The organism is Pectobacterium hainanensis, from assembly GCF_046237015.1.
Taxonomy (GTDB): domain Bacteria; phylum Pseudomonadota; class Gammaproteobacteria; order Enterobacterales; family Enterobacteriaceae; genus JBJYIN01.
Genome location: NZ_JBJYIN010000003.1, coordinates 88,556 through 106,204 on the forward strand (window position 1 = coordinate 88,556; position 17,649 = coordinate 106,204).

Sequence of the window (17,649 nt, forward strand, 5' to 3'; positions counted from 1 at the left end):
CTCAAAATTGATTAAACAGAGAAGGGATGAAAGTACCGCTGCACCGTCGCCGACAAGCTTTGTTCAGCATCAAGCAATCGTTCAGTCAATAACAGTTCACGGTTAACGCCGGTTACCATCAGGAGTTTTTGTCGACACTGAAGCCAGTGATGCAACTCATATTGCAATTGCACATGGGTAAACGCATGTACGAAACGCTCAACGAGCATGGGTTGATCTTGATTCACTCGATGTTCACCAACACCTTGCTGCCATTTTATCGCATCTAAAAGAAGTGAAGTCAGCCAGTGAATCCGCTCACTGACATCATCATGATTAAATAATGGGAGCAATGAAAACAAATCACGTGAATCTAGCGCGGTAGCCCATTCCTGACATAGGACGTTACGCTGTTTCCAGCGTTCTGGCTGCAATAGTGTCTCAGCCGCGAGCGGCGCGCCGGCCTGAAGCCGCAACGCCGTACGTATTGCCTGAGGATCATAATGATGGCGTGCATTCAGCCATTGTACACTCTGCGTTTCATCCGGCACATCCAGATAACGGTACAGACAACGACTGCGCATCGTTGCTAACAAACGAGAAGGTTCACGGCAGCCAAACAGAAAATAGGTTCGCTGAGGTGGTTCTTCCAATGTCTTTAACAACGCGTTCGCCGCCGCTTCTGTTAACCATTCAGCGGACGGTAGCCAAACGACCTTCGCTCCTCCTTGCCGCGAATGTTGGTAAAGCTTATCCAACACCTCACGCACAGCGTCGACCCCCAGACTCTGTTTCCCTTTTTCAGGACTGAGCATGTACCAGTCAGGGTGGGTACTCGCCATCATCAGATGACAGTCGTGACACTTTCCACAGCTTTTCATCCCTTCCGGCTGCTGACACATCAGCCAACGACTTAACGCATAAACCAGAGAGTCGTCTCCCATACCGGGTAAGGCATGTAACAAAAGGGCATGATGCCCTCTTCCGGCCTGATATTGCCCGATCAATTGACGATAAGGCGCGTTAAGCCAGGGATACCAATCCATTAGTCGTGACCTTGAGAAAAAGCAACGGATGACGCCGCGGTTTGATGCAATCCCTGCTGTTGCAGCCAATCCTGTAGCACCATTTGTATCGCCGCACTGACGCATTCCAGCGATTGAGAAGCATCGATCGTGACGATAGTGGCGTCTTCTGCCGCTAATGCCTGATAACGAGCACGAGTCCGCTCAAAAAATGCCAGTGACTCTTGCTCAATGCGATCCAATTCCCCACGCCCGCGGGCCCGTTGTAATCCGATTTCCGGCGGTAAATCAAGATAAAGGGTCAGATCGGGACGAAAATCGCCCAATACGGTATCACGCAAAGACATTAACAGTTTCTGGTCGATCTGCCGCCCACCACCTTGATAGGCCTGAGAAGAAAGATCGTGACGATCGCCGACGACCCATAGCCCCCTCGCAAGTGCAGGTTTAATGACGTTATCAACCAGTTGCACCCTGGCTGCATACAGCATTAAAACTTCAGCTTTATCCGTTACCTGTTCATCACTGATGCCCTGCTTGATCAATTCACGCAGTTTCTCGGCCAACGGTGTTCCACCAGGCTCTCGTGTAAAAACCACATCCTGGATGCCGTATGCCCGAAGCGTTTCGACGACACAATTACGCGCCGTTGTTTTGCCCGCGCCTTCCAGACCTTCAATTACGATAAATTTACTGTTCATCCCGTTCCTTTAAGGCTGAGCGATATACCCTTACCGCACGATTGTGATCTTCCAGGTTAGTCGTAAAACGATGCCCACCCTTGCCATCGGCGACAAAATAAAGGTATGGCGTCTTAGCCGGGTGAGCCGCCGCCTCTATGGAGGCTTTTCCCGGTATAGCGATCGGCGTTGGCGGCAGGCCAGAGATCGTGTATGTGTTGTAAGGCGTTGGCGTATCCAGCGCCTTGCGGGTTATCACACCGGAGTACGAATCTCCCATGCCATAAATAACCGTTGGATCGGTTTGTAAACGCATCCCCATACGTAGCCGATTAACGAAAACAGATGCAACCTGAGGGCGCTCTTCACTGACAGCCGTTTCTTTTTCAATAATGGATGCCATCGTCAGCAATTCATCCGCCGTTTTGTAAGGTAGTCCGTCTTCTCTCTCTTTCCATACATCATCGACCGTTTTCTTCATCCGCTGGTGAGCCCGTTTTAGCAGCGCCAAATCCGTCGTATCCGCCGTATATGAGTATGTATCCGGATAGAACCACCCTTCCGGGTTGGGTTTATCTTCTATCCCCAACGCAGTGGCAATCTCTGGAATACTTTTATCAACCAGTACATGCTTAATATAGGGCGATTGACGCAATATGGTGATCCAATCACTCAGACGAGAACCTTCAATAAAACGAATCGAAAACTGTGCCTCTTTTCCGCTGGCTAACAATGCCAACATCTCACGTACCGTCATGTCAGCGGCCAAACGGTACGTCCCGGCCTTGAATCTCGCCAAATCAGGTTCAACACGCAGCAACCAGGGGAAAAAGGTTCCCGTGGCGATCACGCCTTGATCCAGCAATAACGCTTCCAAACCTTCGCGTCCAGTACCTGCGGGAAGCGTAAAAATCATGTCTTGTTCAATTGCAAGCGGTGAACTGGCAAACTGCTGTAGTTTCTGCCACAAAAACAAACTTATGAGCAGTAAAGCAACGACAATCAGCACACCAATCTTCTTTTTCTTCATCACTTAACCATCGACTAACAGTTAGGGCTCAGAAATCGGTACAGATCTCTGGAGCGATAACACCAGACATGAGCCTGGTTTACAGGGATTATGGGCATTAATGCATTACAGACCAAAACCTCATCGGCATGCGCAAGCGCGGTAAGGGGTTCTGTCACAATCCTCACATCAAAATGGCTATCAGCCAATAGCGACAGTATATGCTGCCGGGCAACCCCGTCGACACCAGCATAGGTTAAATCTGGCGTATAAACCTGATTTCCCTTCCGCCAAAATAAATTAGCCGCACAGCATTCCACTAGCGCACCAGCGGTGTCAAGCACCAAGGCTTCATCAGCAGACGTCTGATTAAGACAGGTACGGATTAAAATTTGCTCCAGACGATTGAGATGTTTGATACCTGCCAGCAAAGGCTGTTTAGCCAACGCAATAGGACTCAAATTCAGGTTAATGCCGCGTTCACGCCAATGACAATAGTGCTCGGGGTAATCGCCTTGCATAACGATACGCGTCGCTTGGTTACAATCTTGACTGCTGTAACCCCGGCCTCCCTGACCTCGTGTTAATATCACTTTTACTACGCCTAGTCGCTGCCCTACTGCGGCCAGCATCATTTCCTCTGCCAGCAACGACCAGTCAATCGACGGTAACAGCAAACGTTCTACCGCTCGTTGCAAACGGCTAATATGGCGCTCAATCCATATTATTTGACCATCGATTACCCTGGCCGTGGTAAAACAGCCATCGCCGAACTGAATAGACCGGTCTGAAACCGATAAAATGTCCTGTTGCTGACCATTGATCCAACGCATGTCTTACATCCTTTCAGCCAAGAGCCATCAGCTTGCCAGTTAACGCAATCATCGGGCAAGCCATCATTCGCACGAGGAGCGTTTTTCGATGTTACTTGCGATGACCCACGGACAACCTCCCATGAGTAGTGCAAATCAGAAACGTTTTGTGTGAGTCAGCAAAAGGAGTCGCGGCGATGGTTTATCACAAAAAAAAACCCGGAAACCGGGTTTTTTAATAAGACAACGATGTTTAAACCCTGCGGAATATCAGTGAACCGTTGGTGCCACCGAAGCCAAAAGAGTTACACAGCGTATATTCCAGATTATTAACCTGACGTGCTTCGTGCGGCACGAAATCCAAGTCGCAGCCATCATCTGGATTATCTAGGTTGATCGTTGGCGGTACAGCCTGATCGCGTAATGCAAGGATACTGAAAATAGACTCAACGGCACCCGCGGCACCCAATAGGTGACCCGTCATCGATTTCGTCGAACTGACCAACACTCGGTAGGCATCATCGCCAAACACAGATTTGACAGCCTGAGTTTCGGCTTTGTCACCTGCTGAAGTCGAGGTTCCGTGAGCGTTGATGTAACCAATTTGCGATGTTGAAAGCGCCGCATCCCGCAATGCGTTTTCCATTGCTAATGCTGCACCTGCTCCATTTTCCGGTGGTGACGTCATATGGTAGGCATCACTGCTCATGCCAAAACCAACAACCTCGGCATAAATCTTGGCACCGCGTTTTTTAGCATGTTCGTACTCTTCCAGCACGAGCATACCCGCACCATCTCCCAGCACAAAACCATCGCGATCTTTATCCCATGGGCGACTTGCCGCCTGTGGGTTGTCATTACGCGTGGATAATGCACGGGCTGCGCCAAAACCACCGACGCCCAATGGAGTACTGGCTTTTTCTGCCCCACCCGCCACCATGATATCTGCGTCGTTATACGCGATGATTCGGGCAGCATGACCAATATTATGCACACCGGAAGTGCAAGCCGTCGCAATAGAGATGCTCGGGCCACGCAATCCGTACATAATGGTCAGATGTCCGGCAACCATATTGACAATGGTTGATGGCACAAAAAACGGACTAATCTTGCGCGGTCCGCCGTTTACCAGGGCACTATGGTTCTCTTCAATGAGACCTAGGCCACCGATACCGGAACCGATCGCAGCACCAAAGCGTGGTGCATTTTCTTCCGTTATTTCAATGCCGGAATCTTTAATGGCTTGAATACCCGCCATGATTCCATACTGAATGAAGGCATCCATTTTTCGCGCTTCTTTACGCGAAATGAATTCCTCACAATTAAAATCCTTTACTAAGCCAGCAAAACGCGTTGCGTAGGCACTAGTATCGAAATGGTCGATCAGGCTGATACCACTCTGACCGGCAAGAAGAGCACTCCACGTAGACTCAACTGTGTTGCCGACAGGAGATAACATGCCCAGTCCGGTCACAACTACTCGACGCTTAGACACGCTTGTCCTCCAGGGAGGGAAAAATATGACACTGCGGGACAAAAAACTTAGGCGGTCGAATGACCGCCTAGATATGTTCGCTTACTGCTGGTTAGCCTGAATGAAATCAATGGCTGCCTGAACAGTCGTGATTTTTTCAGCTTCTTCGTCTGGAATTTCTGTATCAAATTCTTCTTCCAGCGCCATTACCAGCTCAACAGTGTCAAGAGAATCAGCGCCGAGGTCATCAACGAAAGAAGCATTGTTTACGACTTCTTCCTGCTTAACACCAAGCTGTTCAACGATGATTTTCTTAACGCGTTCTTCGATAGTGCTCATACTCTTAAATTTCCTATCAAAACTCGCTTTCGCGATGGTTTTCGTAGTGTATAAAATGTTGAAAAAGATGCAACAAAATCCCGGCTGGTCGAACCACGATTTTGTGCTATTTTGCGGTCATGACCGCAAATAACGCAAATATTTTTCGTGCTTTTTAGATCATATACATGCCGCCATTGACATGCAATGTCTCGCCGGTAATGTAACCTGCCTCGTCAGAGGCTAAAAATGAAACAGCACTGGCGATTTCTTTAGCATCACCAAGCCGGTTAGCGGGAACCTGACTCAAAATGCCTGCTCGCTGTTCTTCTGTCAACGCCTGAGTCATATCCGTTTCAATAAAACCCGGTGCAACCACGTTAACAGTAATGCCACGGGAAGCGACTTCACGAGCGAGAGACTTACTAAAACCAATCAGCCCAGCTTTCGCGGCTGCATAGTTTGCCTGCCCTGCGTTTCCCATTGTACCAACAACGGAGCCAATAGTGATGATTCGTCCAAAACGTTTCTTCATCATTGCACGCATCACTGCTTTAGACAGTCGGAACACGGATGTCAAATTCGTATCCAGAATATCCTGCCATTCGTCTTCTTTCATCCGCATTAGCAGATTATCACGCGTAATCCCGGCATTATTAACCAAAATGTCAACGTCGCCAAATTCAGCGCGAATATCAGATAGAACCTTATCAACTGACGCCACATCCGCAACGTTCAGTACATAACCTTTACCATTCTCACCCAGCCAGGCGCTGATAGTTTCAGCGCCCTTTTCGCTGGTTGCGGTCCCAATGACTTTTGCACCACGGGCAACCAACGTCTCTGCTATCGCCCGGCCGATACCTCGGCTTGCACCGGTAACCAGTGCAATTTTTCCCTCAAAACTCATTGTGTTCTCCGTTTTTATTTTTCAAGTGCCGCTGACAGAGAAGCTGGATCGTTTACTGCGGCAGCTGTCAACGTATCAACGATTCGTTTCGTTAAGCCAGTCAGAACTTTTCCCGGCCCCACTTCTAATAACGATTCAACGCCTTGTGATGCGATAAACTCGACACACTCCGTCCAACGCACAGGACGATAAAGCTGACGAACCAGCGCACTACGGATTGCGTCTGGTGTCGTTTCAATACGGGCATCAACATTATTGACCACAGGAATTAACGGCGTATGAATGTCCACAGACTCAAGCGCGGCAGCCAGTTTCTTTGCTGCCGGCTCCATCAATGCACAATGCGACGGAACGCTGACAGGCAACGGTAATGCGCGCTTCGCTCCCGCCGCCTTACATGCCGCACCCGCACGTTCTACCGCTTCTTTGTTACCCGCAATAACCACTTGACCAGGAGAATTGAAGTTTACCGGCGAAACCACCTGCCCTTGTGCCGATATCTCACACGCTTTAGCTATCGCTTCATTATCAAGGCCAATGATCGCATACATTGCTCCAGTACCTTCCGGCACGGCTTCCTGCATAAGTTTGCCACGCAATTCAACCAGACGAACCGCCTGCTGGAAATCCAATACACCCGCACAAACCAGCGCAGAATATTCGCCTAAACTATGACCCGACATCAGCGAGGGTTGTTTGCCCCCTTGTTGCTGCCAGACACGCCAGATTGCGACAGACGCGGTCAATAACGCAGGCTGGGTTTGCCAGGTTTTATTCAACTCTTCAACAGGACCTTGTTGAGTCAGTTGCCATAGGTCATAGCCTAAAACATCAGAAGCCTGAGCAAAAGTTTCAGTAACGATCGGGTATTCTGTAGCCAGTTCAGCCAACATACCGACAGTCTGCGATCCCTGTCCGGGAAAAACCATTGCAAATTGCGTCATATTAAATCCTGTTTAATTAAAAACGAACCAGTGCAGAACCCCAGGTAAAACCGCCGCCAAAAGCCTCAAGCAATACCAGGTGTCCTGGCTTGATACGCCCGTCACGCACGGCTTCATCCAAAGCGGAGGGAACAGAAGCAGCGGACGTATTGCCATGGCGATCTAACGTCACCACCACCTTATCCATTCCCATCCCTAACTTTTTCGCCGTTGCACTGATAATACGAAGATTAGCCTGATGAGGAACCAACCAATCCAATTCATTTTTTTCCAGTTGTGAGGCTTGCAACGTTTCTTCAACGATGTGCGCCAATTCAGTGACCGCGACTTTAAAGACTTCATTACCTGCCATCGTCAGATATGCAGGTGTCTCCTGATGCAAGCGATCCTGATGGGGTAACGTCAACAATTCGCCGTAACGTCCATCCGCATGCAAATGCGTAGATAAAATGCCCGGTTGTTCTGATGCGGCCAATACAACGGCTCCCGCACCATCACCAAATAAAATAAGCGTACCACGATCTTCAGGATCTAACGTGCGGGACAACGTGTCAGAACCAATAACTAACGCATAGTCGACTGCGCCATTTTTAATATATTGATCGGCAACGCTCAATGCGTAAGTGAAACCGGCACAAGCAGCGGCTAAGTCAAACGCCATCGTATCTTTTATATCGAGTAACTGTTGAATTTGGCAAGCCGAACTGGGGAATGCATGGCTCGACGATGTCGTAGCTACAAGCAGCAACCCCACCTTCGATTTGTCAATACCGGCCATTTCCAACGCCTTTTGCGCGGCCTGGTAGCCCATGGTCGCGACATTTTCATCAGGCGCGGCAATACGACGTTCACGTATCCCTGTACGCGTAACGATCCATTCGTCAGACGTCTCCACCATTTTCTCTAAATCAGCATTCGTTCTGACTTGCTTTGGCAAATAACTGCCCGTTCCGATTATTTTTGTATACATGTACGCTCAGTCACTCTTGGGTAATACAGCTTCTAGACGGGCAGCGATCCGCTCGGGAAGTTGCCGCCGTACCGTCTGCATGGCTTGCTCAATGGCAACGGCAAACGCTTTCTGATTCGCAGCGCCATGGCTTTTGATTACGGTTCCCCGTAATCCTAATAGACATGCGCCATTATATTGGTCAGGGTTCAAATGACCGAAACGCTTTGATAACCGTTTTTGTAACAAACGCCCCAGCCATTTCAACCACCAGGACTGCTTTTTCTTATGATCAGGATCTGAAGAAGAAGATTTCAGCAACGACAGGAACATCCTGACTACGCCTTCCATCGTCTTCAACGTGACATTACCGACAAAACCATCACAGACCATGACGTCTGTCTTGCCTGTCAACAACTCATTACCTTCGAGGTAACCAATATAATTGATCGACGGTGTATTTTTTAATCGACTGGCAGCATCGCGAATACTGCTCAGACCCTTTGTCTCTTCTTCACCAATATTCAGCAACGCTACCCGAGGATTTTCCAGCTCAAGCACGACTTCTGCCATCACCGATCCCATCACGGCAAACTGAACCAACATCGTACCATCGCAGTCAACATTGGCTCCTAAATCCAACACCACGGTTTTACCCTGCTGCTGATGAGGCAAAATAGAGACCAGTGCTGGACGTTCAATACCGTCAAGGGGTTTGAGCAAAAGCTTTGCTAATCCCATTAAAGCACCAGTATTACCTGCACTTACACAGGCCTGTGCTCTTCCTTCTTTAATCAGCTCAAGTGCGATGCGCATTGATGTTCCGCGACTCGCGCGGATCGCCTGCGACGGTTTTGCATCACTGGCAATAACCGATTCGGCTGGAACAATCTCTAACCGGGATAATCGTTCAGAATCGATTTTGGCAAGTAATGGCTCAATCGCAACAGGATCGCCAACTAATAACAGACAGAGATCCGGATTAGAAGCCAGTGCCTGCAATGCAGCAGGCACCGTTACGCAGGGACCGAAATCCCCGCCCATCGCATCTAACGCCAGAGTTAGGCGTGTCAAGGTATCGCCTTGCTAATAATTCGCAAAAATTACTTGGCAATGACCTTGCGACCACGGTAATAACCATCCGCGGTGATGTGGTGACGCAGATGCGTTTCGCCAGAAACTTTATCTACGGATACAGAAGAAGTGGTTAACGCATCGTGAGAGCGACGCATACCACGTTTGGAACGGCTAGGTTTGTTCTGTTGTACGGCCATGGACCTTACTCCTTAATTACTTACGCTTTAAACTGGCTAATACGGCAAACGGATTTGGCTTTTCTGCCTCTTCAGGCAATTTACCAAACACCATGTCCGCTTCGGACACTTCACAGTGTTCAGAATCATGTACCGGGGCGATAGGCAATGTAAGGATGATTTCATCTTCAACCATTGCCAACAGATCAACTTCGCCAAACTCATCAACGTCGATCGGTTCATACACTTCCGGCAAAGCTTCAGCCTGCTCATCATTGACGACCGGGCTAAAACAAAACGTCGCATGAACCTGATGCTCAAATGGCTTTCCGCAGCGTTGGCACATTAATGTCACCGTCACATCTGCACTACCGTCAATCACCGCTAAACGTTGATTATCAATATTGAAAGACAAAGAAGCCTGAACATCACTGTCCACACTCACCACTGACTCGGCAATACGCATTACCTGTTCAGACGTATAGACACCAACATAGTCCAAACGCTTCTGGGCAGTACGAACCGCATCAAGGGTTAAGGGTAATTTTACCTTTTGCATAGGGCGCGCATATTAACGTCGTAACGACATAGAGTCAAAGAAAAAGGCTGTGAAGCACGACCTTTCACCAATATTCGCTTCCAGAGCGGCGCATAGTTTAAAATGCCTTTAGTCATTACGCTACGGTTTATAAAAAAATTATGTATCCAATCGTTCTCGCTTCAACATCACCCTACCGCCGCGCGTTACTGGAGAAGCTCGCGATTCCTTTTGTTTGTGCGGCACCAGACATTGATGAAAGCCCTCATCCTGGAGAGGATGCCTTTACACTGGTGACACGGCTAGCAGAAAGTAAAGCACAAGCGCTAGCCATACATTATCCCAATCACCTGATTATTGGTTCCGATCAGGTTTGTGTATTGGAAAATACCATCACAGGGAAACCGCACAATAAAGCTAACGCGACACGTCAATTACAGCAGGCCAGCGGCAAGTGCGTCTCTTTTTTCACTGGTTTGGCACTTTTTAATAGCGCAGCACAAAAAATGCAGAGCAGCGTGGAGCCCTTTGACGTGCATTTTCGGGTACTGACAGAAACGGAAATTAGCGGCTATCTGGATAAAGAACAGCCCTGGAACTGTGCTGGTAGTTTCAAAAGCGAAGGATTAGGAATTGCACTCTTTGACCGACTAGATGGTCGAGATCCCAATGCGTTAATCGGCTTACCGCTCATTGCCCTGCTCGCAATGTTGAAAGCTGAAGGAATAAATCCGCTGACAGAAAACTAACGACGGAATACCCTCATCTGGCTATTCCGTCTTCATCACCCAGAGAAAAACTAGGCTTTGGCTTTACGCAACGCCAACAAACACCGACGCAACTGTTCGTCTAACGGCGCTTCAATCCGGAGCGTCTCTCCCGTATTGGGGTGCTCAAAACGTAACGCTTGCGCATGCAAAAAGAGACGTTTTAGACCTGTTCCTGCTAATTGCTGATCGAACGCCCGTTCCCCATAGCGATCGTCAAAAGCGATCGGATGCCCAGCATACTGCGTGTGAACACGGATCTGATGGGTTCGCCCTGTTACCGGGCTAGCACGCACCAGCGTTGCCACATCATCAAAACGCTCTTCAACTTTAAACCGGGTTTCTGAGGGTTTACCTTCACTGTTCACTCGAACAATACGCTCGCCGCTCTGAAGGATATTTTTCAACAAAGGTGCCTGTACCACTTTGCAATGAGACTGCCATTGGCCGCGAACCAGAGCCAGATAATCCTTTTGCATCCCTTTTAAGCGTAATTGCTCGTGTAATGAGCGCAACGCCGATCGTTTCTTGGCAACTAACAGAACACCTGATGTATCCCGATCCAATCGATGGACCAGTTCCAAAAATCGTGCTTCAGGACGTAGTGCGCGTAATCCTTCGATCACACCGAAACTCAACCCACTACCACCGTGTACCGCCGTACCGGACGGCTTGTTTAATACCAACAGGTAGTCGTCTTCATAGAGAATACAATCCGCCAGCGCGGCGACCTTGCCCAAACTAGCCGAAACGGGTGTTTCATCACGCTCGGCCTGTCTGACGGGCGGGATACGTATCTCATCACCCGCCAACAATTTATATTCGGGTTTTATCCGCTTCTTATTTACCCTTACCTCACCTTTTCTCAAGATGCGATAAACCATACTTTTAGGCACACCTTTCAAGCGGGTATGCAAAAAGTTATCAATGCGCTGTCCAGCCTCATCGGCGGAGATCGTCACAAATTGTACTGAAGGATTGTCTATTTTCATGATGCGCGATTCTAAATAGAGCAGCCGGATAGCGCCACTCCTTTTTCTGTGCTTAACTGTGTGTCTGACTTATGAAGATATTGTTACACCAACAGGTTTGGTTGATTTAGTGTCAACGACTACCAGTTTGAGTGATAACAGCACAACTATCTTGATATTGGCAGGCAAAGTCACCTTGCTATAACGGTATCAGCAATGGAATAATGCTTCGTGTTTTCCGTGCTGGTTTCCATTAAAACAAGGGAAATTGCGGAATTATTAAGTTTGCCTGATGACACACACACGCAGCAATGGCGTAAGACGTAATGTGTAATCAAGCAGTTAGCGGGCTGCGGATTGCAGCTTGGCCGGTAAATGGAATCAGATCTGGCGACATTCTTCAGAAGCTGTTCCCTCAGTAAACGCACTGTTTTCCAAAAGGAAATACAGGCTACCGAAATATGCGCCTCTATGCAGGCGACAACCGGGAGGTTGACGTCCCTGCGATAAGCCACGAGGCCATCGGTTCACGCCGGTCATGCGGTTCTTTTTGTCCGCAGCTCTATCAATAATGCAAGTAAAAATAACGAGTAAGTTAAAGATGAAGAGAATGTTGATTAACGCGACTCAGCAAGAAGAGTTGCGTGTTGCCTTGGTTGATGGTCAACGGCTGTATGATCTGGATATCGAAAGTCCCGGTCATGAGCAGAAGAAAGCAAATATCTACAAAGGTAAAATCACTCGTATTGAACCCAGTCTTGAAGCCGCTTTTGTCGATTATGGCGCGGAAAGACATGGTTTTCTCCCTCTCAAAGAAATCGCGCGTGAATATTTTCCCAGCAACTATGCCTCTCATGGTCGCCCAAACATTAAAGATGTGTTGCGTGAAGGCCAGGAAGTCATTGTTCAGGTGGATAAAGAAGAGCGTGGTAACAAAGGCGCAGCGCTGACAACGTTTATCAGTCTGGCCGGTAGCTATCTGGTATTAATGCCAAACAACCCTCGTGCCGGTGGGATTTCCCGTCGTATTGAAGGTGATGACCGAACGGAGCTAAAAGAAGCGTTAGGTTCGTTGCAATTGCCCGATGGCATGGGGTTGATTGTACGAACCGCAGGTGTTGGTAAGTCAGCCGAAGCACTGCAATGGGATTTAGCATTCCGTTTAAAACATTGGGAAGCGATCAAGAAGGCAGCCGAAGGCCGTTCTGCGCCGTTTCTGATCCATCAGGAAAGTAACGTGATCGTGCGGGCTTTCCGTGACTATCTGCGTCCTGATATCGGCGAAATACTGATCGACAACCCTAAAATTCTCGACCTGGCTAAAGAGCACATCTCTGCGCTTGGACGACCTGATTTCAGTAGCAAAATCAAGCTGTACAGTGGAGAGATCCCTCTATTCAGCCATTATCAAATCGAATCTCAGATTGAATCGGCATTTCAACGCGAAGTTCGTCTGCCATCGGGTGGTTCCATCGTCATTGATACCACTGAGGCGCTAACCGCGATCGATATTAACTCCGCCCGCGCAACCCGTGGCGGCGATATTGAAGAAACGGCTTTCAATACTAATCTGGAAGCGGCTGATGAAATTGCCCGCCAGTTACGTTTACGCGATTTAGGCGGTCTGATCGTTATCGACTTTATTGATATGACGCCTGTTCGTCATCAACGTGAAGTCGAAAATAGACTGCGAGACTCGGTACGTCAGGATCGTGCTCGCATCCAGATTGGTCGAATCTCACGTTTTGGCTTATTGGAAATGTCGCGTCAGCGTCTTAGCCCTTCATTAGGCGAGTCCAGTCATCATGTATGCCCACGTTGCGGCGGAACCGGTACTGTTCGTGATAATGAATCGCTCTCTCTGTCCATTCTGCGTTTGATTGAAGAAGAGGCGCTGAAAGAGAACACCAAAGAAGTCCATGCCATTGTCCCTGTTCCTATCGCGTCTTATTTGCTGAACGAAAAACGTGATGCCGTTAATGCTATTGAGCAGCGTCAGGGGGGTGTCCGCGCCGTTATCGTTCCTCATGATGGAATGCAGACACCGCATTACTCTGTGGTACGCGTTCGGAAAGGTGAAGAGAAACCAACGCTTAGTTACTTATTGCCACAACAGTTAGAAACAGAAACGCAACAGCTACAGGAAGAACAAACGGTCGAGCGTAAGCAACCTGAATTGCCCGCACTGGCGACGTTCACCATGCCGGATATGCCTACGGTGACTGAAGAACGTACGTCTTCTGAAGCAAAAGCAGTGCCTGCGAAAAATACCGTTTCAGGGGAGCAGCAACCAGGGCTTGTCTGTCGTTTAATTGGTGCGCTGAAAAAACTGTTTGCATCTGATACCGAATCTAAAACCGGCGTTGAGACAGCCGAGAAAAAATTAGATACGGCAACTGAGAATAACGAAGGACAACGTCAGGATCGTCGTAACTCTCGTCGTCAGAGTAATAACCGTCGCGATCGAGGTCCACGTGACAACCGGGATGTGCGTGAAGAGCAACGTCGTAATAAGCGCCAAAATCCAGAGGCGGCAGTTGATACTCGCGTAACAGATGATGTGGAAAAAGGTTCAGTTGATGAGCAACCTCGTCGCGAACCGCGAGCGGAGCGCCAACGTCGTCGCCAAGACGATAAACGTCAGTCACAGCAAGAAACTAAAGCACAGAATACGCTCATTGATGAGATTGAAGACAACAGCAGCGAACAGGAAAAAACCGCGCCGGTTATGCCTCGTCGCCAACGTCGCCAATTGACACAAAAAGTCCGTGTACAATCTGGGCAGGAATTGGAATCTACTGTCAATGCAACAGCAGTGGCTGAGGTCGAGGCCATCCCTGTTGTTACAACACCGACTGTTGCAACGCCGATCGTTGAACCTGTCAATGTGGTTGATAGCCCTGAGACTGATGGCGAGCAACCAACTGAGGCAAATCGCGCGAATGCTGAAAATGGTGGCATGCCACGCCGCTCACGCCGCTCGCCTCGCCATTTGCGCGTTAGCGGACAGCGTCGCCGTCGCTATCGTGACGAACGTTATCCTTCACATTCACCGATGCCGTTAGAAAGTGCGGCGGCATCACCGGAGATGGCGTCTGGTAAGGTGTGGATCAACTATCCGGTAGCACAACACCAGCAGACGGAGTCGTTTGATAAAGCGTTATCGGAAGATAATGCAGCCATCGCAGCAACGCCGTTACTTCCAGTAATTGCGGAAAATGTTGTCCCCTTAGCTGAACAACCCGCCGCACAACCTGAATCGGCTGTCCCCGTCGTTGTGGACACATCAGAAACAACAACGTCGGAAATGACCGAACCAGAGCAGGCAGTCGCGGCTGATCAAACGTCCGAACCCGCACCTCAGGCACACGCAGAGGTCTTTAATCAAGAGTCGGATGTTCAGCAAGACAACACAACAACGGCTGAAACCATCGAGCCATTTGTATCGGAAGAAATAGCGGCGAACATTGCTGCCCCCGTATCCGAGGTAGTCGAGACTGCCCCAGAAACGGCAACAGAGATTTCCCGTGAAACCGATGCTACCTCTACGGCCATCGCTGCGGAAACGGCAGTGGTCGAGACAGAACAACGGGCGCAAGTTTCTACCAACCAGCCCGAGTCTGTTGCAGAAGAGGTGAATAACACGGTAGCGGTACAAGATGTTAACCCCATCGTTGCCCCGGTTCAGCCAGTGACAGAGTTGACACCAGCTATCACCACAACGTCGCGTTACAAACATTTAGCAACTGCGCCAATGACTAAAGCACCAGCACCTGATTATCAGCCAGAGCACCCTCGTCAGAGTGATTGGGTTCGCCCAGAATATCATTTTGCCGGGAAAGGCTCCGCAGGTGGTCATGCTGCTGTTAATCAAGCCACTGCGCCAGCGGCTAAACCGATAGCCATCAGCGAGTAAACCTCGTTTATCGTATCGTTACATCAAACACCCGCCATTGGCGGGTGTTTCTTTAATACTCAGCTAACGGATCTAATTTCAAGCCCCCATAAACAAACACATGCATTCCTGACACTTTGCACTTATTCTTGTTCCCCGACGCATCAGTCTCATCATCCCACTGACAAGTGATATTTTTACTGAACGCCGGAGCACAATTTCATGACCGCACTGCCTGCTATTCTAAAAATTCGCCGCCCTGACGATTGGCATATCCATTTACGCGACGATCGCATGCTGGAAACCGTTCTTCCCTACACCAGTCGATTTTTTGGTCGTGCGATTGTCATGCCAAACCTGACGCCCCCGGTTACCAGCGTTGCAGACGCGATCGCTTATCGAAACCGAATCCTGGCGGCTATTCCTGAAGGCGACAATTTTAAACCGCTGATGACCTGTTATTTGACAGACTCGCTGGACGCCGTTGAGGTAACAAACGGTTTCGAACAAGGTGTGTTCACCGCAGCTAAGCTCTATCCCGCCAACGCAACCACTAATTCCAGCCATGGCGTAACCAATATTGCCAATATCGCGTCAATCCTGGAGAAAATGCAAAAAATCGGTATGCCATTGCTGGTCCATGGTGAAGTTACCGATCCAGCCATTGACATTTTTGATCGCGAAGCCAGATTCATCGAATCAATTCTGGAGCCACTACGTAAACAGTTCCCTGAACTGAAAATTGTTTTAGAACACATTACGACCAAAGAAGCGGCGCAATATGTCCTTTCAGGCAATCAATATATTGCTGCAACGATTACGCCTCAGCACCTCATGTTTAATCGAAATCACATGTTGGTTGGCGGCATTCGCCCACATCTTTTTTGCTTACCTATTCTGAAAAGGAATATCCATCAACAGGCTTTGCGAGAAGCGGTGGCAAGTGGTTGTGAGCGTTTATTCCTTGGTACTGATTCTGCCCCCCACACCAAGCACAGGAAAGAATCCAGCTGTGGTTGCGCAGGCGTTTTTAACGCTCAGGCCGCGATAAGCGCTTACGCAACTGTTTTTGAGGAAATGGAGGCATTAAATAAATTTGAAGCGTTCTGTTCGTTGAACGGCCCCCGTTTCTATAATTTACCCGTCAATGAAGGCTGGATTGAACTTCACCGAGAACCGATCACCTTTCCAGAAGAGATTCAGATGGGAAGCGAGTCATTGATTCCTTTTATGGCCGGGCAAAGCCTGAACTGGTCCGTGAAATAATGGTCGTCCCTATCATTTAACGATGATAGGGAAGTTTGACATCATAGCTTGTTCTCCTTCTCAAATAACTGTATAAATAAACAGTTAAAAATTGGAGGCAATTATGCGTGTAGAAATTACTTTGTCAAAGCTGTCACCTTTACCTGCTGGCGCCATAGAAGCGCTTCAGCACGAACTTGAGCATAGGATCCATAAACATTATCCCGACGCCCCCATTTCGGTCCGCTATGCTGGTAGCAATAGCCTGTCAGTGATGGGAGCGAACAAAGATGATAAAGATCGGATTTCCGAAATTTTACAAGAAACTTGGGAAAGTGCAGATGACTGGTTCACTCCAGACTAAAAGTCTTATCCCAGTAGGGATTATTGGCGATACGATTGGCTCTAAGTCAGAAAAAACCGAATGTATGCACTTATTCGCCATTCCACTCTATGCTCTATTTGCTACACCCTATTTCCCCCGTTAAAAACCCTGGTTGAATAATAAATTATACTTGGTAAGGTGCAGTAAGCTGATATGGCATTTCGCCACTTTGTCACGATGGAGGATACTGGACATGACCGTTGAAAAACCAGAAGAAGCAATGACATTCGGTGAACTGCTGGAGCTAATTGCAGAGCAGCAGCGAAAAATTGATGTTCTGGAACTTGCGTTCTCATCTCTGGTGTTCTGTCTTGATGAAAAGTCAAACCAACTGATGATCCATAATCTGAAATTAGAATCACAAAACGAAAATCGTGATCCTCAGATGAAAAAACATCTTGCTCGATTCGCCGCTGCGCTAGAAAGAAATGCGGAGTTAAATACCGAATAGCCGGTCACAGTTTCTTTCCATCCTCCGTTACCGCTTGGGGCAGA

At 48.6% G+C, this 17,649-nt stretch carries 18 protein-coding genes; 5 read left to right on the forward strand and 13 right to left on the reverse strand.

The window, feature by feature from the left end:
- Positions 1-11 precede the first annotated feature (11 nt).
- The 12 genes from holB to yceD all read right to left on the reverse strand — a co-directional run bounded on the left by holB (position 12) and on the right by yceD (position 9,912).
- Positions 12-1,025: a DNA polymerase III subunit delta' gene (gene holB, locus ACKPVM_RS03985; RefSeq protein ID WP_409307103.1), complete on the reverse strand. Its 1,014-nt coding sequence runs from the start codon at positions 1,023-1,025 to the stop codon at positions 12-14.
- Positions 1,025-1,705, reverse strand: coding sequence for a dTMP kinase (tmk, locus tag ACKPVM_RS03990; protein ID WP_409307105.1), 681 nt, complete (start codon positions 1,703-1,705; stop codon positions 1,025-1,027). The genes holB and tmk overlap by 1 nt, the downstream gene beginning before the upstream one ends.
- A complete protein-coding gene (gene mltG / locus ACKPVM_RS03995) occupies positions 1,695-2,714 on the reverse strand; it encodes an endolytic transglycosylase MltG (RefSeq protein ID WP_409307107.1) in 1,020 nt (339 codons plus the stop codon). Before mltG ends, tmk begins: the two co-directional genes overlap by 11 nt.
- Positions 2,715-2,728: 14 nt before the next feature.
- Entirely contained in the window at positions 2,729-3,526 is a 798-nt protein-coding gene (gene pabC / locus ACKPVM_RS04000) for an aminodeoxychorismate lyase (protein WP_409307109.1), read from the reverse strand.
- 232 nt (positions 3,527-3,758) lie between these two features.
- Positions 3,759-5,000 (reverse strand): beta-ketoacyl-ACP synthase II, encoded by a 1,242-nt coding sequence (gene fabF, locus ACKPVM_RS04005; protein WP_409307111.1) that lies wholly within the window; start codon positions 4,998-5,000, stop codon positions 3,759-3,761.
- Positions 5,001-5,081: 81 nt separating this feature from the next.
- A complete protein-coding gene (gene acpP, locus ACKPVM_RS04010; protein ID WP_005970506.1) occupies positions 5,082-5,318 on the reverse strand; it encodes an acyl carrier protein in 237 nt (78 codons plus the stop codon).
- A gap of 154 nt (positions 5,319-5,472) precedes the next feature.
- Positions 5,473-6,207 carry a 3-oxoacyl-ACP reductase FabG gene (fabG, locus tag ACKPVM_RS04015; protein ID WP_409307113.1) on the reverse strand — a complete coding sequence of 245 codons (735 nt, stop codon included), beginning with the start codon at positions 6,205-6,207 and terminating at the stop codon, positions 5,473-5,475.
- 14 nt (positions 6,208-6,221) lie between these two features.
- Entirely contained in the window at positions 6,222-7,151 is a 930-nt protein-coding gene (fabD, locus tag ACKPVM_RS04020; protein WP_409307115.1) for an ACP S-malonyltransferase, read from the reverse strand.
- 16 nt (positions 7,152-7,167) lie between these two features.
- On the reverse strand, positions 7,168-8,121 hold the full coding sequence (locus tag ACKPVM_RS04025) for a beta-ketoacyl-ACP synthase III (protein ID WP_409307117.1): 954 nt from the start codon (positions 8,119-8,121) through the stop codon (positions 7,168-7,170).
- A 6-nt stretch (positions 8,122-8,127) separates the two neighbouring features.
- Entirely contained in the window at positions 8,128-9,174 is a 1,047-nt protein-coding gene (gene plsX, locus ACKPVM_RS04030; RefSeq protein ID WP_409307119.1) for a phosphate acyltransferase PlsX, read from the reverse strand.
- Between the two features lie 29 nt (positions 9,175-9,203).
- Positions 9,204-9,374, reverse strand: a complete 171-nt coding sequence (gene rpmF, locus ACKPVM_RS04035; protein ID WP_011093369.1) for a 50S ribosomal protein L32 — start codon at positions 9,372-9,374, stop codon at positions 9,204-9,206.
- Positions 9,375-9,390: 16 nt separating this feature from the next.
- A complete protein-coding gene (gene yceD / locus ACKPVM_RS04040; protein WP_409307121.1) occupies positions 9,391-9,912 on the reverse strand; it encodes a 23S rRNA accumulation protein YceD in 522 nt (173 codons plus the stop codon).
- Between the two features lie 140 nt (positions 9,913-10,052).
- On the opposite strand from yceD, the gene ACKPVM_RS04045 reads away from it, so the two are divergent.
- Positions 10,053-10,640, forward strand: coding sequence for a Maf family protein (locus ACKPVM_RS04045; protein WP_409307123.1), 588 nt, complete (start codon positions 10,053-10,055; stop codon positions 10,638-10,640).
- A gap of 50 nt (positions 10,641-10,690) precedes the next feature.
- Here the strand turns inward: ACKPVM_RS04045 and rluC are convergent, their stop codons facing one another.
- Entirely contained in the window at positions 10,691-11,650 is a 960-nt protein-coding gene (gene rluC / locus ACKPVM_RS04050; protein WP_409307125.1) for a 23S rRNA pseudouridine(955/2504/2580) synthase RluC, read from the reverse strand.
- A gap of 580 nt (positions 11,651-12,230) precedes the next feature.
- Here rluC and rne point away from each other — a divergent pair.
- From rne to ACKPVM_RS04070, 4 genes are all read left to right on the forward strand, one after another.
- Positions 12,231-15,545 (forward strand): ribonuclease E, encoded by a 3,315-nt coding sequence (rne, locus tag ACKPVM_RS04055; RefSeq protein WP_409307127.1) that lies wholly within the window; start codon positions 12,231-12,233, stop codon positions 15,543-15,545.
- Between the two features lie 201 nt (positions 15,546-15,746).
- Complete coding sequence (gene pyrC, locus ACKPVM_RS04060) at positions 15,747-16,790, forward strand: dihydroorotase (RefSeq protein ID WP_409307129.1); 1,044 nt, start codon at positions 15,747-15,749, stop codon at positions 16,788-16,790.
- Between the two features lie 103 nt (positions 16,791-16,893).
- The gene (gene dinI / locus ACKPVM_RS04065; protein WP_409307130.1) at positions 16,894-17,133 is read left to right on the forward strand and encodes a DNA damage-inducible protein I; all 240 of its coding nucleotides are present in this window, start codon (positions 16,894-16,896) and stop codon (positions 17,131-17,133) included.
- Positions 17,134-17,347: 214 nt separating this feature from the next.
- On the forward strand, positions 17,348-17,605 hold the full coding sequence (locus ACKPVM_RS04070; protein WP_409307131.1) for a hypothetical protein: 258 nt from the start codon (positions 17,348-17,350) through the stop codon (positions 17,603-17,605).
- The last annotated feature ends 44 nt before the right edge of the window (positions 17,606-17,649 follow it).